Source organism: Sphingomonas sp. Leaf25 (assembly GCF_001421635.1).
Classification (GTDB): Bacteria; Pseudomonadota; Alphaproteobacteria; order Sphingomonadales; family Sphingomonadaceae; genus Sphingomonas.
Window position 1 is genome coordinate 529,149 of record NZ_LMKU01000033.1, and the last position, 22,768, is coordinate 551,916.

Sequence of the window (22,768 nt, forward strand, 5' to 3'; positions counted from 1 at the left end):
GACGAAGGATCATTCCACGTCGCTGTATTCCGCCACGAGTTTCATGGTGTCGTTATCGTAGCAATATACCGGCGAACCGCCGATTGCCCCGCGTTCGATCCGAAGCTTCACGCACGACAGGCCGATGCCCTGATTGCGTGTTGGAAGGAACATCAACTGCGGAAACCACATTCCTTTTACCTGATCGACCGGCTCGCCCGCCTTGACGGCCCAACGTCGATAGGCATCGTCGATCTGCGCTTCCGAACCGGGCCAGTATTCGGGGTCGTATGGCGACGCCGATGGTGCCGAGCGGCGCAAGCCATAGCCGGCCACGAAGGCCAGACCGATCGCAGCCAGAAACAGCACGACCGTCACGATCCGCATGGGCCACCCCCGTCCCCGATTGGTGGGCACGCTACCGCCCGATGAACCCCAGCATCTGTTCGACCATCAGCCGCAACTGCGCATCGGCGCGGTCGAGCGCGCCGTCCTCGGCGGTGTTGATCGCCACGCCGACCGGGGTCGGCCAGCCGCGCAGCGCGTGGGCGACGGTACGCAGCGTCGCCATCGTCGCCACCGCCGCCTGCCAGCCCGCTGCCGTCGCCACGATGCCGACCGGCATTCCGTCGAAATACACCCGGTCGTCGCGGCGCAGCAGCTCGACATGGTCGAGCGCGTTCTTGACGAGGCCCGACAGCGTCCCGTGATAGCCCGGCGACCCGACGATCACCCCGTCCGCCCCGCGCAGCGCTGCGACGAACGCCTGGATGCCGGCATGGCCCGCAGCACTTTCCGGTTCGTAATTGGGAAAGTCGATCGCCGGCCCGGTCAGCAGCGTCGTGCGCGCGCCGAGCGACCGGGCATGGGCTAGCGCCTGTTCCAGCGCGGTGGCGGTGGCGGAGGTCGGACGAAGCGTGCCGCCCAGCGCGACGATATGCGGTTGCGTCATGGCGCGTGCGCTACCCGATGGCGGGGCGCGGCGCTAGGCTCGCGATGTCATTCCCGCGCAGGCGGGAATGACGGACCGGCTACTTCGGCCGCACCATCTCCCACGCCTCGGCGATGTCGGTGATCGAGGCGGCGGCGTCGGTAAACGGCACCGGATCGTCGCCGATGCTGGCGTCGGCGATCTGCTGGCGCAGCCCCGCGTACAGCCGCGACAGCGTGCGCGACAGGTCGCCGCCCTTGTCGAAATCGAGTCCCGCCTCCAGCGCGAACAGGATCGCCATCGCCCGCGTCACCCGTTCGCTCTTCATCTGGAACCGGTAGTTGGTCGCCGCCCATGCGGCCGATCGCAGCGCGCGGATCGCTTCCTCGTACAACAGCGAAACGAGGCCGTGGGCATCGGCCCCGCCGGTGCGTCCGGCCAGATCGACCTGGCGATAGGTCTGCGCCGGATCACCGGCAAGGACGGTGGCATAGCGGGCCATCAGCGATCCGCCGTCCACATCTTGACCATGGTTTCCATCTGCGCCTGCTGCGCCTTGTACGCCGCGACGCGCGCTTCGGACGCGGCGAACTGCTGCGTCATCCGCGTGCTGACGGTTTCGGACTGGGTCGTCACCTTGGTCTTTTCGTCGTCGATCGCGCTCTGCGCCTTGGTATAGCGGGCCGAGGTCGCGCCCAGACCCGTCTGGGTATCCACCGCCGCCAGCGAGATCGCGTTGAGCGCCGCCGACAGCCCCTTGCCGGTCGCACCGGTGCCCGCCACGAACATCGCCTCCAGCGCGGCGGGGTTGTCCGCCAGCGCCTTGGCCAGTTGCGCCGTCTCGACGCGCAGCGTGCCGTCGCGGTTGGTCGCGACGCCGATCTGCGCCAGCCGGCTGGGGGTGTCGTCGCCCGCGGTGGTCAGTTCGGTCAGCGTCAGCCGCTGGAGCGACCGCTTGAGCGACGCCGTCGCCGGATCGGCGCGCAGCGCGCCGGTGATCGGATCGGTCGCCTTCTGCACGGTCGCCATCACTTCGTTATAGGTCGCGACGAAATCGGTCACGGCCTGGCTGATCGCATCGGTCGGCGGCGTGGTGCCGATCGTCGCGGGCACACCGGCGGTCAGCCCGGTCAGCTCCAGCCGCACGCCCGGAATCGCGCCGGTCACGCTGTTGGTATCGCGCGACAGTTCGACGCCGTCGACGGTCAGTTGCGCATTGCCCGCCTGCGTCACCATCCGCGCACCGCTGGTCGAACCGTCGAAACCGACGTTCAGCTTTTCGAGGCCATTGTTGGCGGTATCGGGGGTCGCGGTCAGGGTGAACGCCTGTTCCTCGCCGCTGGCCCCTTTCAGCACCAGCCGCTGGCCGTTGGCGTCCGACACGACGCTGGCAGTCACGCCGGCCTTGGCGGACGTGATCTTGTCGGCGATCCCTTGCAGCGAGGCGGTATCGCCACTGGTGAGGACGATCGGGTCGATGTCCTTGCCGTTCCAGTTGAAACTGCCGTTGCCGTCGACCTTGCCGAATTTCAGCGTGAGGCTGCCGGTGCCGAGCGCCGTCCCCTCGGGAACCGCCTCGCGCGTCACCGCGACCTGCGCGCTCGCCAGTCTGGTGACGCTGACGCTCGCCATCGTCCCCGCCACGCGCGCGCCGGGCAGCACCGATGCCCGCACCACGCCGCTGCTGCTGGTCAACTGCGTCGCCAGCGTGCCGTTCTTGACCAGCGTGGTCAGCGCATTGGCGAAGCCGGTGATGCCGCTCTTGACCTCGGACAGCGTCGACACCTGCGAGGTCAGCGTATCCTGCCGCTTGGTCAGTTGCGCCGTCTTGCCGGCGAATTGCGCGTCGACCAGGCTTTTCACCAGCGCGACCGTGTCGGTGCCCGATCCGAGGCCCAGCGATTTGGCGATGTTGCCGGTCGTGCTGTTGGTGCCGGTGGTCGTCGTCTTGGCCGCCGTGGTGGTGGCCGGCGTCGCGGTGCTGGTGCTGGTGGTGATGGCCATCGTACTTGTCCCCGCGCGTCTCTATCCATCAAGCGGCAGCGACGCGGTTTTCTTTAGAGATTCCGTTCGGAAACCCGGGTTTCCTGTGCGGTGCCGGCCCGCTCACGCGGATGCGCCGGCGAGATTGCCGTTTTCGTCGAACCGCGCGGCGGCGGGCACGTCGATCGGCGGCTGGATGCCGCCGGCCTGCACGTTCACCCCGAACACGAACGCCAGCACGGTGGCGATGGCGAGGTACAGATCGTCGCGCACCTCCTGCCCGTCCTGACTGGTATAATAGACCGCGCGGGCAAGCTGCGGATATTCCAGCACCGGGACCTTCGCCTCGCCGGCCAGTTCGCGGATGGCCAGCGCGGTCGCGCCACGTCCCCGCGCGACCACCACTGGCACCGAATCGCGTCCCCGGTCATACCGCAGCGCGACCGCGAAATGGGTCGGGTTGGTCAGCACGACATGCGCCTCGCCCACCGCCTTGCGGAAACCGCCCTTCAATATCTGGTGGCGGCGCTGGCGGATCTGGCCCTTCACATGCGGATCGCCCTCGCTCTCCTTATGCTCGTCGCGCACCTCCTGCTTGGTCATGCGCAGCCGGTTCATCCGCTGGAACAGCGCCAGCGGCACGTCCAGCCCGGCGATCAGCACCAGCCCGCCGGCCATCACGAACAGCAAGGTCAGGAACGTGCCGCCCAGATCGCCGACCGCCTGTTCGACGTTCGACGACACCAGCCCCAGCGAACTGTGCGACGCCGATTTGAGCATGACATAGCCGATCGACCCGAGCAGCATGACCTTCAGCAGCGACTTGCCGAGCTCGATCCACCCCTGCGGCCCGAAGATACGTTTCAGGCCCGAGGCGGGGTTGATCCGCGATCCCTTGGGCGCCATCGCCTTGCCATCGAAGCGGATGCCGGTCAGCCCCGCCTGCGCGGCGATCCCCGCCACCACCGCGAACGCCAGGATCGCGCCGAGCGAAGGGGCGAGCTTCCAGCCCGCTTCGATGAGGGGCCGCCACGGCTGGAAATCCTCGATGTCACCGCGGCCGAAGGTGAAGCTGGCGGTCATCACCGCCTTGCACGCCGCCACCAGCGACGGCCCGAACGTCGCCAGCCAGCCGCACCCGGCAAGGATGACCAGCGCGGTGCCCAGTTCCTTGGACTTGAGGATGTCACCGTCGTCACGCGCCTTGTCGAGGCGCTTCTGGGTTGGGCTTTCGGTTTTGTCCTCGCTCATCCCAACACCAGCGTTTTGGTAGCGTCGAGCGACTCGCGCACGATCACCAGCATGTAATCGCCCATCGCCGGCATCGCGACGAACAGCGCGACGACCCCGACGAACAGGCTGGCGGGCAGGCCCACCGCGAACAGGTTGAGTGCCGGGGCCGAGCGCGACAACATGCCGACGACGAGGTTGAGGCACAGCAGCAGGAAGCCGACCGGCAACGCCAGCAGCAACCCGGCGAGAAACGCATAGCCGCCGAACATCGCGATGTTCTGAAGCTTGCCCGCCGACAGCCACGCCGCGCCCGGCGGCAATATCTCATAGGACCGCACGATCAGGTCGACGAGGATCAGATGCCCGTCGAGCGACAGGAACAGCAAGGTCAGCAGCACCGACAGGAAGGTGCCGAGCGCGGGCGTCGGCGCGCCGCTCTGCGGGTTCACCATCGCGGCGAAACCGATGCCCATCGAAATGCCGATCACTTCCGACGCGATCAGCGGTGCGGCGAACGCGATCTGGAGCACGAAGCCCAGCGCCAACCCGACCAGCGCCTCGGCGGCGATGCCGAGGAAGGTCGTGAACGAAAATATCTCGGTCGGAATGGCGAAGCTCTGCGCATGCAGCACCAGCACCGCGATCGCCCCCGACAGCAGCACGCGCACCTGCACCGGCATCGCCACCGCGCCGAACACCGGCGCCACGACGAACGCCGCGCCGACCCGCACCATGGTGAACAGCAACGCCCAAAGCTGCGGCTCGACCGCGAGGCCGAGGCCTAGCATGGCCGGCCCTGTCCCGCTGCCGTATCCCCGCGAAGGCGGGGACCCAGTGCCACGATCGCGACCGCGAGGGCCGATCGACGTTCAGTCGAACAGCTAGCAAAATTGCTCCCCTCCCTGGAAGGGAGGGGTTGGGGGTGGGTTGGCATGCGAGGGAAGGTCACGCCCGCCAACGGGCCGACCCNNTCCCTTCCAGGGAGGGGAGGAGTCGAACCCTTAGCTGAATGTCGACTCCGTCATTCCGGCGAAGGCCGGAATCCATTGTGTCGGGTGTCATCGAGGAAGCGCAGCCGTCCCCCCATCCATGGACTCCGGCTTCCGCCGGCGTGACGGGGAGAGAGGACGAAAGAAAATTCACCGGACCAGTTCCGGGATCCGCTCGAAGATGCTGGTGGTGAAATCGCCCAGCAGCCCGAGGATCATGCCCCCGAACACCGCAAGGCTGATGCCGACCACCGCCAGCTTGGGCACGAACGACAGCGTCTGTTCGTTGATCGACGTCGCCGCCTGGATCATGCCGAGGATGAGGCCGCTCAGCAGCGCCGGGATCAGGATGGGCGCGGCGACCAGCGCCAGCACCCACATCGCCTCGCGCGCGACGGTCATGAAATAGCCTGCGTCCATGTTACCTCACGAAGCTTGCGGCAAGGCTGCCCATCGTCAGCGCCCAGCCATCGACCAGCACGAACAGCAGCAGCTTGAACGGCAGCGAGATGATCGTCGGCGACAACATCATCATGCCGAGCGACATGAGCACGGTCGCGACCACCAGATCGATGACGATGAACGGCAGGAAGATCAGGAACGCGATCTGGAACGCGGTCTTGAGTTCGGAGGTGACGAAGGCGGGCAGCAGGATCGAAAACGGCGTGTCGGCGGGCGTCGCGATCGGCCCGGACTTCGCCATGTCGGCAAACATCGTCACGTCCTTGGTCCGCGTCTGCTTGAGCATGAAGGCGTGCAAGGGACGCCCGGCGGTCTCGATCATCTGGGTCGAGGTCATCTGCCCGGCGGCATAGGGTTTCAGCGCGCTGTCGTTGATCTGGGTGAAGACCGGGGCCATCACGAAGAACGACAGGAACAGCGACAGGCCGATCAGCACTTGGTTGGGCGGCGTCTGCTGCAACCCCAAAGCCTGACGCAGCACCGACAGCACGATGATGATCCGGGTAAAGCTGGTCATCATGAGGAGGATGCCGGGCAGGACCGACAACAGCCCCATCAGGATCAGGACCTGCAACGACAGCGCCATCGGCGCGTCGTTGGCCCCGCCCAACTGCCCGAGCGCCCGGTCGAGCGCGTCGGCGGCACCCGGCGCGGCGACCGGGGCAGGGGCCGCCGGCACCGCTTGCGCGAACGCCGGCACCGCGAGGAACAGCATCAGCAACAGGCCGATGGCCGCCAGCACCAGCTCCAGCCGCCATTGCGGCAGCGCCCGCGTGGGGCGGCGGACCTTCACCACGTTTTTGTGAGGCAGGCCGCTCCGGCCCGCTCCCCCACCCGGCCACCCATCAAGGGTACGCTGTGGATGGCCGGGTGGGGGAGCGGGCCGGAGCCGGGCAAACGGCAAACGCAGCGTGTTCACTTGTTGCCCCCATCCAGCAACGTCACGCCGCTACGGCTGACCGACACCAGCAACTGGCGGCCCTGAAATTCCAGCACGGCGATCTTGGTGCCGGTCGACACCATCATCGTCTCGCGCACCTTCACCAGCCGCTCGCCCTGGTTGCCCGGCATCCGCGCTTCCAGCCGACGCCAGAGATACAGGCAGCCGATCATCAGGCCGCACACCAGCGGCAGCAGCACGACCAGCTTGAGGATGTACGACCACATCATCAGCGCTGGACCCGCTTGTCGGGGCTGACCAGTTCGGTCATGCGCACGCCGAAGCGGTCGCCCACCGTCACCACCTCGCCCCGGCCGATCAGCGTGCCGTTGACGAACACGTCGAGCAGTTCGTTGGCGGCGCGGTCCAGCTCGATCACGCTCGATTCGCCCAGCGCCAACAGTTCGCGCAGCGTCAGGTGGGTCGAACCGATCTCGACGGTCAGCCGCACGTCGACGTCCTGCAGCAGCTTGAAATTGGCGGCGAGCGACGCCTCGGCGGGGAAGCCGCCGGTCATGTCGTTCATTGGAAATCCTCTTCGAAACCGGGGTCGATGGAGATGAGCTTGATCGCGGCCTGCCCGTTGGCGGTGCCGACCGTGCCGGTGCCCAGCCGCTGGTTGGCGACCCACACCGGCACTTCGGGGCCGAAGCTGATCGGGATGACGTCGCCTTCCTTCAGCTCCAGCAGCACGCCCAGCGACACGACCGGTTCGGCCAGCACCGATCGCACCGGCAGCTTCACGGTCATGACCGCGCGGGTCAGGCCCGATCGCCAGCGCGGATCGGGGGTCGCGGTCTTGCCGTGAACCTTGGTGGTGAGTTGCGGCGCGTGCGGCTTGAGCGCGGCGACGGGATAGAGAATGTCGATGAAGGTCGGGCGGCCCTCGTGCGCGGCGATGCCGAAGCGGGTCGCGACCACCGCGTCCTCGCCGTCGATCGCGCTGAGCATCGCCGGATTGGCTTCCGGGTTGCCCGCCTCGAACGCGATGCCGGCCAGCGGCCCCCATGCTTCCGACAGCGGCTGCGCGATCGCCCGGGCGAGGCGGCGCAGCATCGCCTCGGCGGCGGGCGAGAATTCGCTCGGCAACGGATTGGGCACGTCGCCGAACCCGCCGAAGAACAGGTCGAGCGTTTCGAGCAGGAACGCGCCGTCGATCACCAGGATCGCCGGGCTGCCCCCGCTCGACAGCGTCAGCGGCACCCACGCCGTCAGCCCCGTCCCCTTGCGCCCCGCGCAGAACCCCGCGAACCGGTCGACCTCGACCGGTTCGGCCCAGCTTCGCACGGCGCGGCGCAGCAGCGGTTCGAACACCTGCCGCATCGATCGCGCCATGCGCGTCGACAGATGCTCGAAGGCATGCAGGTCGCCGAACGGGTTGAGGTTCGTCGCCCCCAGCGTCGCGACATGCGTCGCCGTGGCAGTGCGTCGGGCCTTCTCGCGCCGGTCGGCGGGGGCGGGGGTTGCGGGCGTGTTAACCATGCCCGTTCACTGAACAACGAAATTGGTAAAGTAGACGTTACCGATCCCGCCAAATCCCTCCTTTTGCACCAGCGTGTCGTTGATCGCCTTCTTCAGCCGCAGCGCCAGTTGCTTCTTGCCATCGGCGGTGAACACCTGATCCTCGGTCGTCTCGCCCAGCGCCATCAGCACCGCCGATCGCACCGCAATCTCGTGAGTCTTGAGGTTATCCAGCACCTTATGGTCATAGGGTGTCGAGATGGCGACGCCGATCTGCGCGAAATGGACGCTGTCGGCCAGGTTCGCGGTGAACTCCTTTTCCATCGCGTAATAGCTCGACGCATAGCGATCGCCGCCTTCGCCCTCGGGCGTCGGCTTGCCGCCCTCGGCGACGGTTTCGTTGCCGCCGCCCGACTCGCCGCCTTCGCCGCCGCCCGATTCGCCGCCCGATTCGGCACCGGCCTTAACCTCTTCGGACTTGGGCACCAGCTTGGGGGTATCGGGATCGGCCGCTTCCTTGTGGCCGCCGCCGCCGATCAGCCCGGCCGAACTGGCATAGAGGCCCGCCCCCACGCCGCCGCCCAGCAGCACCAGCACGCCAACCCCCAAGACGAGCATCTTGCCCATCTTGCCCTTCTTCTTGACCGGCGCGTCGGCCGGCTTGTCCTTGTCACTCATGGTTCAGTTTCCTCAGGCGATACGAAGGTCGTCGGTAACGGGGTCGGGCGTCTGCGCGCCCGAGAACGGTTGCGGCCGGCGCGGGGCAGGGGGCGGATCGTGGCGGGGGTCGCCCTGCCGCGATCCGACGTCCACCTGCATGCCGCCCAGCTTCAACCCGCGCTGCGCCGCCATTTCGGCAAGGCGCGGCTGGGCATCGGCCAGCAGCCGCCCGGCATCGGCGGTGTCGCTGGCGAAGCGGACGGCCACGCCGTCCTCGCCGTGGCTCAGCACGATCTCGACGGTGCCCAGCGCATCGGGCGACAGGCGGATGCGCGTCTCGCCAGTCCCGGCCTGTTCGCCCTGCAACGTCTCGATATGGTCGATCATCCCCTGCATCCAGCGATCGTCGCGCAGGTCCAGCCGCGCGTCATCGGCGGCGGCGGGCGCGGCGATCGGGCGCGGCACCGCCTCGGCCATGCCGGCGATGCTCCACGGCATCGCCACGTCGCCATCGCGCGGCGTGGCGGAATCGCGTTCCTCCGGCAGCGTGTCGGCCAGCAGCGCGGGCGCGGCATGGGCGACCTGTACGGGAACCGGCGGGGCAGGGGGGGCGATCGTCACCACCGGCGCACTGGCTTCCCCGGCCATCCGGTGGCGTGGGGCCACCGGCAGGTCGGACGCAGCGGCCGGCAACGCCTTGCCCTCCGCCATTGCCGGCGGCGGCGCGCCCTCGGCCGGCGGCGGTGCCAGCGGCAGGCCGTCGATCGTCTCCGCCACCGGCGATACGCCGGGCACAGCAGGCGGCGGCGCGATCCCGGGCGGCGATGGCGGCACCGGCGCGGTGCCGGCCACGGCGGCGGGCGGCGTCTGCACCATCGGCGGCGCCACCGGCACCATCGGCGGCGGGATCAGCCCGGCCAGCAGCAACGCCGGATCGGGCGCTCCTTCCGGCAAGCGTTTGCCGCCCGGCGGGGCAGCGGGCTGCCGCACGTCGTCGCCGGCCGCTTCGCTGACCCCGGCGAGCAGCGCGGCAAAGGCGTCCTCGCCGGCATCGCGCCGTGCAGGCCGGCCCGGCGGGGCGATCGATCGTTCGAGAGGGGAAAGTGGCTGCATGCGCTGGTCCGTCGAGAGTTCGACGGACCCATCAGCAAGGATCGTGCCGGTTTGGCTTGCGCACCGGCGGCGCATTTTCCAGCGCGCGCATTTCCTTCAGCGCGCTTGCCGCATCGGCGCGCGCGATCAGCTTTTCGACCGCGCTCTGGTCGCGCCTTGCCTCCAGCGTGGCGGAGCGCGCTTGTTCCAGCCCGACGTCGGCCTGCGCGACCCGCCGTTCGGCCAGTTGCGCCGACACATGCAGCCGTTCGCGATAATGCGCCGCCGCGCCGAGGCTCGACGCGCTGGCCACCGGGGTCGTCACCGGCGCGATCGCCTGCGCCAGACTGAGAATGCGGTCGCGCATCGCCGCCTCGTCCGCCACGCGCGCGGCGGCGCGCGCCTCGTCGGCCTGGGTCAGCCCCAGTTGCAGCGTGCGGACGCGCAGCACGCGCGCGAGGCGCTTGGATTTATCCGTCACCGAACACGCCGGTCAGCTCGGCAACCGCATCGGGCAGCGACACGATCTCATCGGCGTCCTGGCGGATATATTCCATCACCGCCGGCTGCGCCGCGATGGCATGGTCGATCGCCGCGTCGGTGCCGGTGCGATACGCCCCCATCAGCACCAGATCGCGGTTCTCCTCGAACGTCGCCAGATGCCGCCGCAGCACCCGCGCGGCGGCCAGATGCGGCTTGTCGGCGATGTCGGTCATCACCCGGCTGACCGAGGGGCCGAGGTCGATCGCCGGATAGACGCCGCGCTCGGCCATCTGCCGGCTGAGCACGATATGCCCGTCGAGGATCGATCGCGCCGAATCGACCACCGGATCGCTGTTGTCGTCGCCATCGGCCAGCACGGTATAGATGGCGGTAATCGATCCACCGCTGCGCACGCACGTTCCCGCGCGCTCGATCAGCCCCGGCAGCATCGCGATAGCCGAAGGCGGATACCCTCGTGCGGAAGCCGGTTCGCCGAGCGCGAGGCCGATCTCGCGGCCGGCATGCGCCACGCGGGTCAGCGAATCGATGATGAGCAGCACCTTCTTGCCCTGCTCGCGAAATCCTTCGGCGATCGCGGTCGCGCGCAGTGCGCCGCGGATGCGCAGCACCGGCGAATGGTTGGCAGGCACCGCCACCACCACCGATCGCTGGCGGGCATCGCCCTTCAACTTGGTTTCGAGGAAGTCGGACACTTCGCGGCTGCGCTCGCCGATCAGCCCGACGACGACGACATCGGCCTTCGCCGCGCGCACCATCATGCCGAGCAGCACCGATTTGCCGACGCCCGATCCGGCCATGATGCCGACACGCTGCCCCTGACCGATCGTCAGCAGCCCGTTGATCGCGCGGACGCCGACATCCATCGGTTCGAGCACACGCCCCCGGTCGAGCGGCGATTGCAGCTTGCCGCCCAGCGGCCAGCGGCCCGCCCCCCGGATCGGTCCCTTGCCGTCGATCGGCTTGCCCGCGCCATCGACCACCCGGCCGAGCAGCGCGTCGCCGATCTCCGCCTCGCCCGGAGCACCGCCCGGCCGCACCAGTGCGCCGGGAAGGAGCGGGGCGGGGCCGCCCAAGTTCATCATCAGCGTGCGCCCGTTGCGAAAACCGATCGCCTCCGCCTCGATATGGCCGCCGTCACCGGTCGCGACCTGACATACGGTGCCGACCGGCAGCGACAGCCCGACCGCCTCCATCAGCAATCCGTCGTACGACGCCAGCCGCCCGGCGACCCGCGCCTGCGGGCGATAGCCGGTGGGGGCCAGCGCCCCCAGATAATCCTCGGCGAAATGATTCAGCATGCGGTGGGGACCGGCACACGGTCGATCGCCACGCCCAACTGGTCGAGCCACAGCGACGGTCCGTCCTCGACCACGGTCGACGCGGATTCGAGGATGAAGCCGCCGCGCTCGACACTCGGATCGGCGACCGGGAACACCGCCTTGGGCAGCTTGCCCTCGACCAGCGGTATATCGGCGGCGTGCATCCGCAGGATCGCCGACTCCGCCCCGTCCGCCAGCAGGTCGGCGGCGGCGTCGATCCGGTCGCCCAGGTGATTGGCCGACACGCCGATCTCACCGACGATCTGGCGTACCAGCGTCATGACCGTCAGCCGCAGCCGTTCGGCCATCGCGTCGCGGTCGATGTGCGTCGCCTTGCCCAGCGCGTCGGCCAGATGGACCAGCAGCGCCTGATCGCGCGCCATGTCGATCCGCGCGGCGGCATCGCCCGCCGCCTGTCCCTCGGCGAACCCCGCCGCATGCGCCTCGGCGACCACATCGACCACCGGCGCCTCGACCACCGTGTCGAACGGGTCCCAGCCCTCGGTCGCCTTGCTGTCGGGATCGGCCGGGTGGAAATGCTTCGGGGTGGCATCGGGGGCCGCGCCGGCGAAGCCGCGCGGCGGGGCCGGCACCACCCCGGTCGCCGCGAACGGGCCGGGCGCGCCGAACGCGCGCGCCAGGATGTCGGCGGCGGCGACATGGCGGCTGGCGAACCCTGCGACGAAATCGGCGCTGGGGGCGGGGGACATCGGCACGGCACCTTCAAACATAATCGTCCTCGCCTCCGCCCATCATGATCGTGCCGTCCTTCGCCAGTTGCCGGGCGACGGTGATGACGCCCTTCTGCGCGTCGAGCACCTCGGACAGCTTCATCGGCCCGCGCGCTTCCATCTCGTCGCGGATGCCGTCGGCGGCGCGCGCCGACATGCAGCCGAGGAAGCGTTCGCGGATGCTCTCGTCGACGCCCTTCAGCGCCCGCACCAGCATGTCGCTGTCGACGTTGCGGATCAGCACGCCGAGGTTCTTGTTGTCCATCTCCAGCAGGTTGTCGAAGACGAACAGCGCTTCCTCGATCGCCTTGGCCACGTCGCGGTCGATCTTGGCGATCTTGGGCATGACCCGCGTCTCGGTCGCTTTGCGGCCCGACGACAGGATGCGCGCCGCGTCCTTGGTCCCGCCCAGTTGCAGCCCGGCCGACGACTGGCGCGCGCCCATCCGCCGCGACAGCATCGATTTCAGCGTCTCGATCGCCTCGGGCGTGATCGGCCCCAGCCGCGCGATCCGGTGCAGGATCTGCGGCTGGATCGCCTCGGGCATGCTTTCCAGCACCTGCGCGGCGATGCCGGAGTCGAGGTTGGCGAGCAGCACGGCGACGATCTGCGGATGCTCGTCCTTGATAAGCCCCGCGATCTCGCCCGCATCCAGCCAGTCGAGCAGGTCGATCGCGCACGCCGCTTCGGCCGGGATGATCCGCGCCAGCACGCTCTCGGCCTTGTCCGGCCCCAGCGCACGGGTCATCACCGTCTCGATATGCGGGCGCGGGTCGAAGCCCACCGCGGTGCGCTCGCGCGCGCGGTCGACGAAATCGTCGAGCACCAGCGTCACTTCATGTTCGCTGACGTCGGCCACCGCGAACATCGCCTTGCCGAGCTGGCGGACCTCCTCGGGCTCCAGCTTCTGGAGGATCGCGGCGGCTTCCTCCTCGCCGACCAGCATCATCAGGACGGCGGCACGTTCGACGCCGGAATAGATTCGGGTGGGCGCGTTCATTGCTTGGCATCCGACTGGATCATGTCCCGCACCGCCAGCGCGGCACGGGCGGGATTGTCGCGGGTGAAGCCCCGCACCAGCCCGACGCGGTCGTCGTAGCTGCGCGCGCTCTCCAGCATCTCGATGCTCACCGCCTCGCGCGGCGGCGCGCCGGGGGCGGCTCCGGCCAGCGGCTCGCCATTCTCGTCGAGCGTCACGGCATCGGGCGCGGGCAGCGCGCCGCCCATCGGCATCCCCGAGTCGGCGGGCGCCTCGCGCTTCTTGAGCAGCGCCTTGGCCATCGGCCGCACGCCGAGGAACAGCACCAGCAGCGCGATCAGCAGCGCGGTGCCGTTGCGCGCCGCCATCGGCACCCATCCCGCGTCGTACCACGGCCGCGCCGCCATCTCGACGACGTCGGGGGAGAATTTGCGGCTGATGACGGTGACGGTGTCCTGACGCTGCGCGTTATAGCCGACCGCCGCCTTCACCAGATCGTTGATCTGCTGTACCTCGGCCGCCGAACGCGGCTTGCCGCCCTCCGCCTCGCGCAGCAGCACCGCGACCGACAGGCGGCGGATGCCGCCCGGCGCCGCCCGCGTCACCGACACTTCCTTGCCGGTGTCATAGGCGCGGCTGAAATTCTCGGCGGTCTTGACCGGGGCGGTCGCGCCCGGCGCAGTGCCCGGCTGGACCGTGGCCCCCGCCGGACCCGGCGTCGCCGCGCTCAGCGTCGATGCGGCGGGCGGCGTGTTGCTCAGCGCACCGGGGATGCCGCCGGGCGTCGCCGCCTCCGGGCTGTTGCCCTGCCAGTTGCCCTGTTCGGCGCGCACCACGCCCTGCTTGTCATAGCTTTCGCGCGTCGCCTGACTCTCGTCCAGATCGACATCGGCCTGAATCTCGGCCGAGAAATTGTTCGCACCCAGCAGCGGGGTGAGCAGCGTCGTCAACTGCGCGCGATACTTGTCCTCGACGCGGCGCTGGTAATCGATCCGCGCGTCGGTCAGCGAATCATTGCCGCTGCCGTCGCCGGGCTTGGAGAGGAGCGCGCCCATCTGGTCGATGATCGTCACCTGATCCGCCTTCATCCCCGGCACCGAGGAGGCGACGAGGTTGACGATCGAGCGGACCTGCGACTGGGTGAGGCTGCGTCCTGGCTCCAGCCGGACGATGACCGAGGCGGACGGCTGCGCATTGTCGCGTACGAATACGCTCGATTCGGGCATGGCCAGATGGACGCGCGCGTCGGACACCGAATCGATCTCGCCGATCGACTTGGCCAGTTCGGTTTCGCGCGCCTGCCGCAACCGCTCGCCCTCGACCGCGCGGCTGACGCCCATCGGCAACTGGTCGAGGATCGCATAGCCGCCCGGTGCGGCCTTCGGCAGATCCTGTCCGGCGAGCAGAATGCGCGCGCGGTGGTAATCGTCCTCGGCTACGGTCACGCCGCCCGAATCGTCGACATGGTTCTCGATGTTCGCCGCGCTCAGCGCATCGACCACCGCCTGCTTGTCGCTGTCGGGCAGTTGCGGGAACAGCACCCGCTGCGGCGGGGTGGCCAGCGCCATCCACGCGATCGCCGCCGACAGGATCAGGCCGATCATGAAGATCATCGGCAGGCTGCGTTTGACCGCCGGCTGCTTCAGCAGGCCACCCAACTGCCCCACCGGATTGGCGAAGCGGCCGGGCGCGGCCGGGGTGCCGCCAGGCGCGGCGGGAGTGATCGCGTTTTCCATATCAGACCGGCATGCTCATGATGTCCTTGTAGGCGGACAAGAGTTTGTTCCTGACCTGCAGCGTCGCCTCGAAGCCGACCGATGCCTGCTGGCGCGCCATCATCACCTTGGCGATGTCGACCGTCTCGCCGCGCTCGTACATCGCCGACAGCTCGCTCGCGCGGTTCTGCTGGGTGTTCACCCCTTTCAGCGCCTGCGTGAAGGTGTCGGTGAAGCTCGCCGGGCGGACCGGTTCGGCCACCGCCGGCATCGGCTGCGGCGCGATGCTGGCATTGGCGCGCGACAGCGCCTGGTTGCGTTCGAGGATCTGCGCGCGAAGCTGCATCACCCGGTCGATGCTCATCGCACCGCCGACACCGCCGATCCCGCTCATGCCGACACCGCCATCGCACGGGCGATCGGCTCACCGGCCTCGCGCGCCTTCGCCAGCCGGTAGCGCAGCGTGCGCTCGGAAATGCCCAGCCGCTTTGCCGTTTCGATCCGGCTGCCGCCGCATTCCTCCAGCGTCCGGCGGATCGCGGCGAATTCGTGGATCTGCACGATGTTGCCCAGCGTCCCCGCCTTCGTCTCGATCGCGCCGCGCGCCGATCCGGCGGGCCGGTCGAAGATGATGTCGCGCGCCTCGATCGCCTCGCCCACGCCCAGCAGCAGCGCGCGCTGGATCACATTCTCCAGCTCGCGGGCATTGCCCGGCCAGTCGTGGCGGACGAGTGCGGCGAGCGCATCGTCGCTGACCCATGGCAGCTCGCCCCGGTGCCCGGCATGGCGCGCGATCATCGCGGCGGCCAGTGCCGCCACATCGTCGGGCCGCTCGCTCAGCGGGCGGGTGGTGAGCGGAAAGACGCTCAGCCGGTAATAAAGATCGGCGCGGAACCGCCCGGCCGCGACCTCTTCCTGCAAATCGCGGTTGGCGCAGGCGACGACGCGCACGTCGATCGCCTCGGCCTGCGTCGCGCCGATCGGCACCACTTCGCGCTCCTGCAACACCCGCAGCAGCTTGGCCTGGAGGGAGAGGGGCAGCTCGGCGATCTCGTCGAGCAGCAGCGTGCCGCCGTTCGCCGCGCGGAAGAAGCCTTCGCCCGCCGCCGCCGCCCCGGTGAACGCGCCCTTCACATGGCCGAACAGCATCGCCTCCAGCATCGATTCGGGCAGGGCGGCGCAATTGATCGCGATGAACGGACCGTCCGACCGGTTGCTCTCGGCATGGATCGTGCGCGCCAGCACTTCCTTGCCGGTGCCGGTCGGGCCGTTCACCAGCACGGTGATGTCGGCGGTCGCGACCCGGCGGGCGAGCGCATAGAGCGCGAGGCTTTCCGGGTCCGCCGCCACCGCCTCGTGCCGGCCGCGCAGCAGGGCGGCGGCAAAGGCATGCGCCAACTCGGCATCGCCGTTGGTGTAGGTGAGCCGCGCCGGACGCCCGTCGGCGAACGGCACCGCGCGGCAGGGGCCGTCGGCGAGGATCAGCGTGCGCGCCGCGATCGGCGGCACTTCGCCGTCCATCACCACGAACACATCGCCCGGTCCCGGTTTCTGCCCGGCATTCGCCAGCGCGAAGCCCTGCGCACGCAGCGACGAGACGAGCGTGAACTTGGAAGCGAGCACGGCGGCGGATGGATAGATCGAGCGCATCGGCGAATGGTTCCCCACTGGATGACAATCCTTTGCCGCGAGTCTGGTTAACACCCGGTAAAATGACTCCCGATTCGGCTCTGTACTCCGCGTACGTACTCGCGCGCGCGCGAGCCGCCGGAAAAGCCCGCATTTTTTCGCTTAAATCCGCCGCCGGGCCGCCGTTACTCCCTGTGGCAGCTTCGTTCCCGAACGCTTTTCAGGGGGGATGCGGGGTCGCCGAAGACAGACTGGAGAACATTACCATGAGTGTTATCGGTACCAACATCGGCTCGCTGCGCGCCGCCAACGCCAACACCCAGGCGAACGAAGCGCTGAAGAGTTCCATGGAGCGCCTGTCGACCGGCAAGCGCATCAACTCGGCCAAGGACGACGCCGCCGGCATGGCGATCTCGTCGTCGATGACCTCGCAGATCCGCGGCATGAACCAGGCCGTCCGCAACGCCAACGACGGCATCTCGCTCGCGCAGACCGCCGACGGCGCGCTGAACGAAGTGTCGAACATGCTGCAGCGCGTTCGCGAACTGGGCGTGCAGGCCAAGTCGGGCACCTACAGCACCGACGACCGCGCCACGATCCAGACCGAAGTCTCGGCGCTGACCGCACAGATCAACGACGTGCTCGACCGCACCGAATTCAACGGCGTGAAGCTGTTCGACAAGACCGGCCAGGATGCCAACAGCAAGTCGCTGACGATCCAGGTCGGCGCGACCTCGGACAACACGGTCGACATCAAGATCAAGTCGCTCGACGCCACGAAGCTGACCGCCGACGGCCTGAACGTCGCCGGTTCGACCGTGACCGCCACGGCGCTCAAGACCGCCAAGACCGAGCAGGTTTCGGCGCAGACCAACTACGACGCCAGCCTGCAGTCGCTGAACGACGCCAAGGCATCGCTCGCCATCTCGACCGCCAAGGGCACCAACACCGCCGCGCAGCAGACCGCTGTCGACGACGCGCAGAAGGTCGTCGACGGCGATCCCTCGGCGACCGACGCCGCGCTGAAGGCAGGCACCAAGGCGATGCTGGCATCGGCCAACATCGTGGTGTCGACCGCGCAGAAGTCGGCCGACGCATCGGCGGCGACCGCGTCGGCGACCACGCTGACCAACGTCGACAATGCGCTGAAGGACGTGAACGGCCTGCGCGCGTCGCTCGGCGCCACGCAGAACCGCCTCAGCTCGGCGGTCAACAACCTGACGCAGAACATGACGAACCTCACCGACGCGCGCAGCCGCATCGAGGACGCCGACTTCTCGACCGAAACGACGCAGCTCGCCAAGTCGCAGATTCTCGCCCAGGCCTCGACCGCGATGCTCAGCCAGGCGAACCAGTCGCAGCAGGGCGTGCTCAAGCTGCTCGGCTAAGCCCCACGCTGTCCGGTCCCGACGTCTCCCCCCTGCTCGACAGGCGGCGGGACCGGACCAAGGCTGCGAACCGCGAACCCCCGGTGGCCCATGCGCCCCCGGGGGTTTCGCGCGTGCGCTGTCCTACAGGGTACGCCTTATACTAGGCCGGGCGGATGCCGCTCCGCCGCCGCTCCGCACCGCGATCCGTGCTGCTCGCTCGCAGCCCGCGGGCGGCGAGCGTCGTATGGCGAACCGTCCGTACCCCCCACCATCGTCATTCCGGCGAAGGCCGGAATCCATATACGCCGACGCTGCGGTTCCTGACCGGGAGCGGTTCCGACGGACTCGATGTCCCGCCACGGGCAAAGCCCGTGTCGTCGGACGGCGCTGTCAGCGCCGCCGGCCGGCCGCGCCTCGTGCGGCTCGGCGTAGCTGCGCTACGCCTTGCCCGGCGCGTCGTTAGTGTAAACTTTGTCAACTTTGGGGGGAATTGGGTGGCACTGCGGACGCGACATTCCGCTCCGTATCGTCACCCCGAACTTGTTCCGGGGGCCACGGTTCGGCAATCGGTGTCGCCCGAGCCTTGTGCGGTAGCGTGTGTGGCTAGGTGGACCCCGGAACAAGTCCGGGGGTGACGAAGCGGATAGCGCGTTCGATCCGAAATGCCGGTTGGTGCGCTGCGGAGCGCCGAATGTCGATCGGACGCGGGCGACCGAGGGCGAACCGCCCGTACCACCCACCATCGTCATTCCGGCGAAGGCCGGAATCCATACACGCTGACGTCGCGGCTCCTGCCCGGCAGTGGTTCAGTTCCTCCCCTCCCTGGAAGGGAGGGGGCGGGGGTGGGTCGGCCGGTTGTGGAGCGCAACCTTCCTACTGGGAAGCAAGATTGTCGGCGTTCCACTCGAAGGTCGATCGGACCCATGGCCCGCCACGGGCAAAGCCCGTGTCGTCGGACGGCGCTTAAAGCGCCGCCGGCCGGCCGCGCCTCCGGTAGCTCGACGTAGCTTCGCTACGCCTCGCGAGGCGCTAGCGCGACATCGCCTTCTTCAACCGGTCATGCGCACTCTTCTTGATCTGGCACACCCGCGCCGCGCCGACGCCCAGCACCTGCCCGATTTCCTCGAGGTTCAGTTCCTCGACGTAATAAAGCTGCACCACCTGCGCCTCGCGCTCGGGCAGCGCGCTGATCGCCGCGATCAGCCGGGTACGCAACTCGCCCTCGGCCAGCGCCTCGAACGCATCGGGGCCCTCGTCCATGAACCACGGCCCTTCGTCGGTATAGACGTCGTCGATCGAATCGAAATGCAGCGACTGGATGTCGGCATAGTCCTGCCGGAGCTTGGCCAGCGGCACGCCCAGCCGCGTCGCGATCTCGGCCGGCACCGGTGCCCGGCCCAGTTCGGTGGTGAGGCCCGTCACCGCTTTTTGATACTGCCGCCGGCGCTGCATCGCGCCCCGGCTGATCGTCGCCTGCCGGCGCAGCTCGTCGATCATCGCCCCGCGCAGCCGCGTGGACAGATATTGCTCGAACGTCACCTGGCCGCGGTCCTCGAACATCGGCACCGCCTCGACCAGCGCGACGAGGCCGATCTGCACCAGATCTTCGACATCGACCATGCTGCTCATATGGCCATGGACGTGCCACGCGATCCGGCGGACCAGCGGCAGGTGGCGGCGGACGATCGCGTCGGTGTCACCGCTCGCCCGCTGGGTGCGGGTATAGAGTGCAGGGGCGGGCTGAAGCTGCGTCATGCGGCGAGTGCCTCCGGTGCGCCGATCACGGCGACGACTTCGACGGCCTTGTCCTCGGGAACCTCGAAGAAGCTCATCACCGGGGTATCGGGCAGGCAGGTCTTGACGAGTTTGCGGATCGCCAGCCGGATCGATGGCTGGACGACCAGCGCGAACGGCTTGGCCTCGGCCATCAGCGGCTGCGCGGCATGGGTCAGCGCGTCGACGATGCGCCGGCCGAGATCGGGCTCGATCGCATGGCGGCGCGACGGATCGGCGCGCATCGCCTGTCCCAGCAGCGCCTCCAGATGCCCGTCGAGCGTCATCACCCGCAGCGGCTCGCGCACGCTGCACAGCTTCTGGATGATGAGCGCGCCCAGTTGCGGCCGGATCAGCTCGACGATCTCGTCGGCATCCTGCGTCCGCTGCGCGACGACCGCGATCGCCGAGGCGATCCGGCGGAACTCCTTGAGCGGGATGTTCTCCGCCAAGAGCGCGCGCAGCACCTGCGTCAGCGTGGTCAGCGTCAGCGGCTGCGGGCAGATCGCGGCGACGAGGCTGGCGGCGCGTTCCTTCAACCCGTCGAGCAGCGACTGCGCCTCGTCCGGCCCCAGCAGGTCGGCGGCATTGGTCGTCAGGATATGATTGAGGTGGGTGGCGATCACCGTGCTCGGATCGACGACGAGGTATCCGGCACCGGTCGCCGCATCGGCGTCACCCGGCTGGATCCACACCGCGTCCAATCCGAAGGTCGGGTCCTTGGCGAGCTTGCCGTCGAGCATGCCGACCGCCTGTCCGGTGTCGAGCGCCAGCATCTCGGTCGCCGACGCGACGTCCTCGCCCACCACGACCCCGCCGATGATGATGCGATAGGTATAGGGGGCGAGGTTGATGTCGTCGCGCACCCGCACCTGCGGCACCACGAAGCCCAGATCCTTCGACAATTGCCGGCGCACCCCGGTGATCCGCCCCATCAGCGGCGCACCCTTGCGCTCGTCGACCAGCGGCACGAGGCCATAGCCGACGTCGAGCATGATGTTGCAGGTGTCGGCCACTTCGTCCCAGCCGATCCGCGACAGGTCGACCGCTTCGGGCACCGGCGGCGGGGGCGGGGGGGCGGCCTTGGCGCGGCTCAATCGCCACGAGCCATAGCCGGCGATGCCGGCGGCGGGGGCGAGGACGAGGAACGGCATCCCCGGCAGCATCGCCAGCAGCCCGAGGATGCCGGCGACCGGCGCCCAAGTGCGGTGCGAGGCGAACTGCGTCGCGATCTGTCCGGCCAGATCCTGGTCGGAAGTGGAGGCGACGCGGGTGACGATCGCGGCGGCGGCGATCGACAGCAGCAGCGAGGGCACCTGCGCGACCAGCGCGTCGCCGATCGCCAGCAGCACATAGGTCTGCGCCGCCTGACCCACCGCCATCTGGTGGCTGACCACGCCGAGGATCAGCCCGCCGACGATATTGATCGCAAGGATCAGCAGGCCGGCGACCGCGTCGCCCTTCACGAACTTCGACGAACCGTCCATCGCGCCGTAGAAATCGGCTTCGGCGCCGGTCTCGATCCGCTTGGCGCGGGCTTCGTCGGGGGTGATGAGCCCGGCGTTCAGATCGGCGTCGATCGCCATCTGCTTGCCGGGCAGCGCGTCGAGGGTGAAGCGCGCCGACACTTCGGACACGCGCCCCGCGCCCTTGGTCACGACGATCATGTTGATGATGATGAGGATCGAAAAGACGAACAGCCCGACGACATAGTCGCCGCCGATCAGGAACGATCCGAACGCCTCGATCACATGGCCCGCCGCCGCCTCGCCCTCATGCCCGTGGACCAGCACCACGCGGGTCGACGCGACGTTGAGGCCGAGGCGGAACAGCGTGGCGAACAGCAGCACCGTCGGGAAGGCGGAGAAGTCGAGCGGCTTCTGCGCATTGAGCGCGACCATCAGGACCGCGATCGAGATCATGATGTTCATGACGAAGAAGATGTCGAGCATGAACGCCGGGATCGGCACGACCATCAGCAGCACGAGCAGCAGGATCGCGCCGGGCAGCGCCGATCCGCGCAGCATCGGCAGCAGCAGGCGGGGGTTGCTCAGCACCGCCTGCATCATGACACTCCCAGATTGGCGAGGATCGAATAGGCCAGCCGCGCCGAATCCGGCGTCGGGCGATAGAGCGAGGCGACGGAGAGCGGCACGTTCATCGTGCTGCGCTTGCCGCGCACGACGTTCAGGTTGGCGAGCGTCGTCGCCAGCCACGCATCGTCATTGCCCTGCGCCTCGTTACCCAGCACCACGTCGCCGTCGAAGCCGTTCAACTGCACCGCGCGCTGCATCATCCCCGATGCGTTGCCCGAACCGCCGCCCGCCACCGTTCCGCGATCGAGCTTGGCGGCGAAGCGCTGGTAGATGTCGGTGAGCGAGCGCGGCTGCCCGCCCTCGCCGAAGAAGATCGAGCGGTTGGCGCGCGCGGCGGCGGGAAACATCGCCGCGCCCGACCGGCCGGGATTGTCTGCCATGGCGGCAAGGAATTGCCGCGCGCCGCCCAGCCCGAGGAAATGCGCCATATAGAGGTCGGTGCCGCTCGCCTCACGCCCGAACGTGCCTTCCAGCGCGGCCTTGTTGTCGGCGGCATGTTCGGCGGCCATCAGCGAGGCGGCCTGCGGATCGTTGCGAAGCCCCAGGATCGCCTGTCGCGTCGCGCCATCGGCGACGTAATAGCGCCCCGAGCCGCTGCGTTGGATACTGTCCGCCGCCCAGCCGAGACCATGTTCGGCGCCATGCGCCTTCACTACGCCCAGCCAGCTCTGCTCGACGAACTGGTACAGGCCGGTCGCCGACGACGTGCCCGCCCGCGCATCGGCGCGCAGGCCGCTTTCGACCTGCGCCTGCCCCAGCAGATAATGGAAGTCCACGCCGGTCCGCGCGCTCGCGCTGGCGATGGCGTTCTGGACGGATGCTCGGTTGTGTAGCGGAACGACGCTCATCGGCTCGACTTTGCTTCCCCTGTTCGGGGATACGCAGAGCAAGGGGCGTGCCAGTTCCAACGGTTGTCGGGATT

At 68.7% G+C, this 22,768-nt stretch carries 24 protein-coding genes; 1 reads left to right on the forward strand and 23 read right to left on the reverse strand.

Annotated features, from left to right (window positions below; all coding sequences use genetic code 11):
• Nucleotides 1–9: 9 nt before the first annotated feature.
• The 20 genes from ASE78_RS17330 to ASE78_RS17425 all read right to left on the reverse strand — a co-directional run bounded on the left by ASE78_RS17330 (nt 10) and on the right by ASE78_RS17425 (nt 16,628).
• Entirely contained in the window at nt 10–366 is a 357-nt protein-coding gene (locus ASE78_RS17330) for a hypothetical protein (protein ID WP_056498830.1), read from the reverse strand.
• Between the two features lie 31 nt (nt 367–397).
• Nucleotides 398–931, reverse strand: a complete 534-nt coding sequence (locus tag ASE78_RS17335; RefSeq protein ID WP_055758104.1) for an NADPH-dependent FMN reductase — start codon at nt 929–931, stop codon at nt 398–400.
• 79 nt (nt 932–1,010) lie between these two features.
• Complete coding sequence (locus tag ASE78_RS17340) at nt 1,011–1,412, reverse strand: flagellar protein FliS (RefSeq protein ID WP_056499323.1); 402 nt, start codon at nt 1,410–1,412, stop codon at nt 1,011–1,013.
• Complete coding sequence (gene fliD / locus ASE78_RS17345; protein WP_056498833.1) at nt 1,412–2,914, reverse strand: flagellar filament capping protein FliD; 1,503 nt, start codon at nt 2,912–2,914, stop codon at nt 1,412–1,414. Before fliD ends, ASE78_RS17340 begins: the two co-directional genes overlap by 1 nt.
• A 102-nt stretch (nt 2,915–3,016) precedes the next feature.
• Complete coding sequence (gene flhB, locus ASE78_RS17350) at nt 3,017–4,144, reverse strand: flagellar type III secretion system protein FlhB (protein WP_056498836.1); 1,128 nt, start codon at nt 4,142–4,144, stop codon at nt 3,017–3,019.
• Nucleotides 4,141–4,914, reverse strand: a complete 774-nt coding sequence (gene fliR / locus ASE78_RS17355; protein WP_055758112.1) for a flagellar biosynthetic protein FliR — start codon at nt 4,912–4,914, stop codon at nt 4,141–4,143. Before fliR ends, flhB begins: the two co-directional genes overlap by 4 nt.
• A 351-nt stretch (nt 4,915–5,265) precedes the next feature.
• Nucleotides 5,266–5,535: a flagellar biosynthesis protein FliQ gene (gene fliQ / locus ASE78_RS17360; RefSeq protein ID WP_055758114.1), complete on the reverse strand. Its 270-nt coding sequence runs from the start codon at nt 5,533–5,535 to the stop codon at nt 5,266–5,268.
• Between the two features lies 1 nt (nt 5,536).
• Nucleotides 5,537–6,373 carry a flagellar type III secretion system pore protein FliP gene (fliP, locus tag ASE78_RS17365; RefSeq protein WP_235515137.1) on the reverse strand — a complete coding sequence of 279 codons (837 nt, stop codon included), beginning with the start codon at nt 6,371–6,373 and terminating at the stop codon, nt 5,537–5,539.
• Between the two features lie 119 nt (nt 6,374–6,492).
• On the reverse strand, nt 6,493–6,747 hold the full coding sequence (locus ASE78_RS17370; protein WP_055758118.1) for a flagellar biosynthetic protein FliO: 255 nt from the start codon (nt 6,745–6,747) through the stop codon (nt 6,493–6,495).
• Nucleotides 6,747–7,043: a flagellar motor switch protein FliN gene (gene fliN, locus ASE78_RS17375; RefSeq protein ID WP_055758121.1), complete on the reverse strand. Its 297-nt coding sequence runs from the start codon at nt 7,041–7,043 to the stop codon at nt 6,747–6,749. Before fliN ends, ASE78_RS17370 begins: the two co-directional genes overlap by 1 nt.
• Entirely contained in the window at nt 7,040–7,999 is a 960-nt protein-coding gene (locus ASE78_RS17380; protein ID WP_055758124.1) for a flagellar motor switch protein FliM, read from the reverse strand. Before ASE78_RS17380 ends, fliN begins: the two co-directional genes overlap by 4 nt.
• A gap of 6 nt (nt 8,000–8,005) precedes the next feature.
• Nucleotides 8,006–8,656, reverse strand: a complete 651-nt coding sequence (fliL, locus tag ASE78_RS17385; RefSeq protein ID WP_056498839.1) for a flagellar basal body-associated protein FliL — start codon at nt 8,654–8,656, stop codon at nt 8,006–8,008.
• A 12-nt stretch (nt 8,657–8,668) separates the two neighbouring features.
• A complete protein-coding gene (locus tag ASE78_RS17390; protein ID WP_056498842.1) occupies nt 8,669–9,751 on the reverse strand; it encodes a flagellar hook-length control protein FliK in 1,083 nt (360 codons plus the stop codon).
• A gap of 31 nt (nt 9,752–9,782) precedes the next feature.
• The gene (locus ASE78_RS17395; RefSeq protein ID WP_056498844.1) at nt 9,783–10,211 is read right to left on the reverse strand and encodes a hypothetical protein; all 429 of its coding nucleotides are present in this window, start codon (nt 10,209–10,211) and stop codon (nt 9,783–9,785) included.
• Nucleotides 10,201–11,532, reverse strand: a complete 1,332-nt coding sequence (locus ASE78_RS17400; protein WP_055758135.1) for a FliI/YscN family ATPase — start codon at nt 11,530–11,532, stop codon at nt 10,201–10,203. The genes ASE78_RS17395 and ASE78_RS17400 overlap by 11 nt, the downstream gene beginning before the upstream one ends.
• Nucleotides 11,526–12,263, reverse strand: coding sequence for a FliH/SctL family protein (locus tag ASE78_RS17405; protein WP_156351549.1), 738 nt, complete (start codon nt 12,261–12,263; stop codon nt 11,526–11,528). Before ASE78_RS17405 ends, ASE78_RS17400 begins: the two co-directional genes overlap by 7 nt.
• A 13-nt stretch (nt 12,264–12,276) precedes the next feature.
• A complete protein-coding gene (fliG, locus tag ASE78_RS17410; RefSeq protein WP_055758138.1) occupies nt 12,277–13,284 on the reverse strand; it encodes a flagellar motor switch protein FliG in 1,008 nt (335 codons plus the stop codon).
• The gene (fliF, locus tag ASE78_RS17415; RefSeq protein ID WP_056498850.1) at nt 13,281–14,999 is read right to left on the reverse strand and encodes a flagellar basal-body MS-ring/collar protein FliF; all 1,719 of its coding nucleotides are present in this window, start codon (nt 14,997–14,999) and stop codon (nt 13,281–13,283) included. The genes fliG and fliF overlap by 4 nt, the downstream gene beginning before the upstream one ends.
• 1 nt (nt 15,000) lies before the next feature.
• Nucleotides 15,001–15,372 (reverse strand): flagellar hook-basal body complex protein FliE, encoded by a 372-nt coding sequence (gene fliE, locus ASE78_RS17420; protein ID WP_055758144.1) that lies wholly within the window; start codon nt 15,370–15,372, stop codon nt 15,001–15,003.
• A complete protein-coding gene (locus ASE78_RS17425) occupies nt 15,369–16,628 on the reverse strand; it encodes a sigma 54-interacting transcriptional regulator (protein ID WP_055758147.1) in 1,260 nt (419 codons plus the stop codon). Before ASE78_RS17425 ends, fliE begins: the two co-directional genes overlap by 4 nt.
• A gap of 245 nt (nt 16,629–16,873) precedes the next feature.
• On the opposite strand from ASE78_RS17425, the gene ASE78_RS17430 reads away from it, so the two are divergent.
• Complete coding sequence (locus ASE78_RS17430) at nt 16,874–17,995, forward strand: flagellin (RefSeq protein ID WP_055758150.1); 1,122 nt, start codon at nt 16,874–16,876, stop codon at nt 17,993–17,995.
• A 1,011-nt stretch (nt 17,996–19,006) separates the two neighbouring features.
• Here ASE78_RS17430 and ASE78_RS17435 read toward each other — a convergent pair.
• From ASE78_RS17435 to ASE78_RS17445, 3 genes are read right to left on the reverse strand one after another with little or no spacing between them, the layout of a single operon-like run.
• A complete protein-coding gene (locus ASE78_RS17435) occupies nt 19,007–19,732 on the reverse strand; it encodes a sigma-70 family RNA polymerase sigma factor (RefSeq protein ID WP_056498853.1) in 726 nt (241 codons plus the stop codon).
• Nucleotides 19,729–21,816, reverse strand: a complete 2,088-nt coding sequence (gene flhA, locus ASE78_RS17440; RefSeq protein WP_200909729.1) for a flagellar biosynthesis protein FlhA — start codon at nt 21,814–21,816, stop codon at nt 19,729–19,731. Before flhA ends, ASE78_RS17435 begins: the two co-directional genes overlap by 4 nt.
• Nucleotides 21,816–22,694, reverse strand: a complete 879-nt coding sequence (locus tag ASE78_RS17445) for a hypothetical protein (RefSeq protein WP_056498857.1) — start codon at nt 22,692–22,694, stop codon at nt 21,816–21,818. Before ASE78_RS17445 ends, flhA begins: the two co-directional genes overlap by 1 nt.
• Nucleotides 22,695–22,768 lie beyond the last annotated feature (74 nt).

Excerpts from the sequence above, each read along its gene's own strand:
- fliQ (WP_055758114.1), bottom strand. The coding sequence starts at position 5,535 with ATGGACGCAGGCTATTTCATGACCGTCGCGCGCGAGGCGATGTGGGTG.
- ASE78_RS17340 (WP_056499323.1), bottom strand. The coding sequence starts at position 1,412 with ATGGCCCGCTATGCCACCGTCCTTGCCGGTGATCCGGCGCAGACCTAT.
- fliE (WP_055758144.1), bottom strand. The coding sequence starts at position 15,372 with ATGAGCGGGATCGGCGGTGTCGGCGGTGCGATGAGCATCGACCGGGTG.
- fliR (WP_055758112.1), bottom strand. The coding sequence starts at position 4,914 with ATGCTAGGCCTCGGCCTCGCGGTCGAGCCGCAGCTTTGGGCGTTGCTG.
- ASE78_RS17430 (WP_055758150.1), top strand. The coding sequence starts at position 16,874 with ATGAGTGTTATCGGTACCAACATCGGCTCGCTGCGCGCCGCCAACGCC.
- ASE78_RS17330 (WP_056498830.1), bottom strand. The coding sequence starts at position 366 with ATGCGGATCGTGACGGTCGTGCTGTTTCTGGCTGCGATCGGTCTGGCC.
- flhA (WP_200909729.1), bottom strand. The coding sequence starts at position 21,816 with ATGCAGGCGGTGCTGAGCAACCCCCGCCTGCTGCTGCCGATGCTGCGC.
- ASE78_RS17435 (WP_056498853.1), bottom strand. The coding sequence starts at position 19,732 with ATGACGCAGCTTCAGCCCGCCCCTGCACTCTATACCCGCACCCAGCGG.
- ASE78_RS17370 (WP_055758118.1), bottom strand. The coding sequence starts at position 6,747 with ATGATGTGGTCGTACATCCTCAAGCTGGTCGTGCTGCTGCCGCTGGTG.
- fliD (WP_056498833.1), bottom strand. The coding sequence starts at position 2,914 with ATGGCCATCACCACCAGCACCAGCACCGCGACGCCGGCCACCACCACG.
- ASE78_RS17425 (WP_055758147.1), bottom strand. The coding sequence starts at position 16,628 with ATGCGCTCGATCTATCCATCCGCCGCCGTGCTCGCTTCCAAGTTCACG.
- fliN (WP_055758121.1), bottom strand. The coding sequence starts at position 7,043 with ATGAACGACATGACCGGCGGCTTCCCCGCCGAGGCGTCGCTCGCCGCC.
- ASE78_RS17405 (WP_156351549.1), bottom strand. The coding sequence starts at position 12,263 with ATGTCCCCCGCCCCCAGCGCCGATTTCGTCGCAGGGTTCGCCAGCCGC.
- flhB (WP_056498836.1), bottom strand. The coding sequence starts at position 4,144 with ATGAGCGAGGACAAAACCGAAAGCCCAACCCAGAAGCGCCTCGACAAG.
- ASE78_RS17445 (WP_056498857.1), bottom strand. The coding sequence starts at position 22,694 with ATGAGCGTCGTTCCGCTACACAACCGAGCATCCGTCCAGAACGCCATC.
- ASE78_RS17390 (WP_056498842.1), bottom strand. The coding sequence starts at position 9,751 with ATGCAGCCACTTTCCCCTCTCGAACGATCGATCGCCCCGCCGGGCCGG.
- fliL (WP_056498839.1), bottom strand. The coding sequence starts at position 8,656 with ATGAGTGACAAGGACAAGCCGGCCGACGCGCCGGTCAAGAAGAAGGGC.
- ASE78_RS17380 (WP_055758124.1), bottom strand. The coding sequence starts at position 7,999 with ATGGTTAACACGCCCGCAACCCCCGCCCCCGCCGACCGGCGCGAGAAG.
- ASE78_RS17400 (WP_055758135.1), bottom strand. The coding sequence starts at position 11,532 with ATGCTGAATCATTTCGCCGAGGATTATCTGGGGGCGCTGGCCCCCACC.
- fliG (WP_055758138.1), bottom strand. The coding sequence starts at position 13,284 with ATGAACGCGCCCACCCGAATCTATTCCGGCGTCGAACGTGCCGCCGTC.
- fliF (WP_056498850.1), bottom strand. The coding sequence starts at position 14,999 with ATGGAAAACGCGATCACTCCCGCCGCGCCTGGCGGCACCCCGGCCGCG.
- ASE78_RS17335 (WP_055758104.1), bottom strand. The coding sequence starts at position 931 with ATGACGCAACCGCATATCGTCGCGCTGGGCGGCACGCTTCGTCCGACC.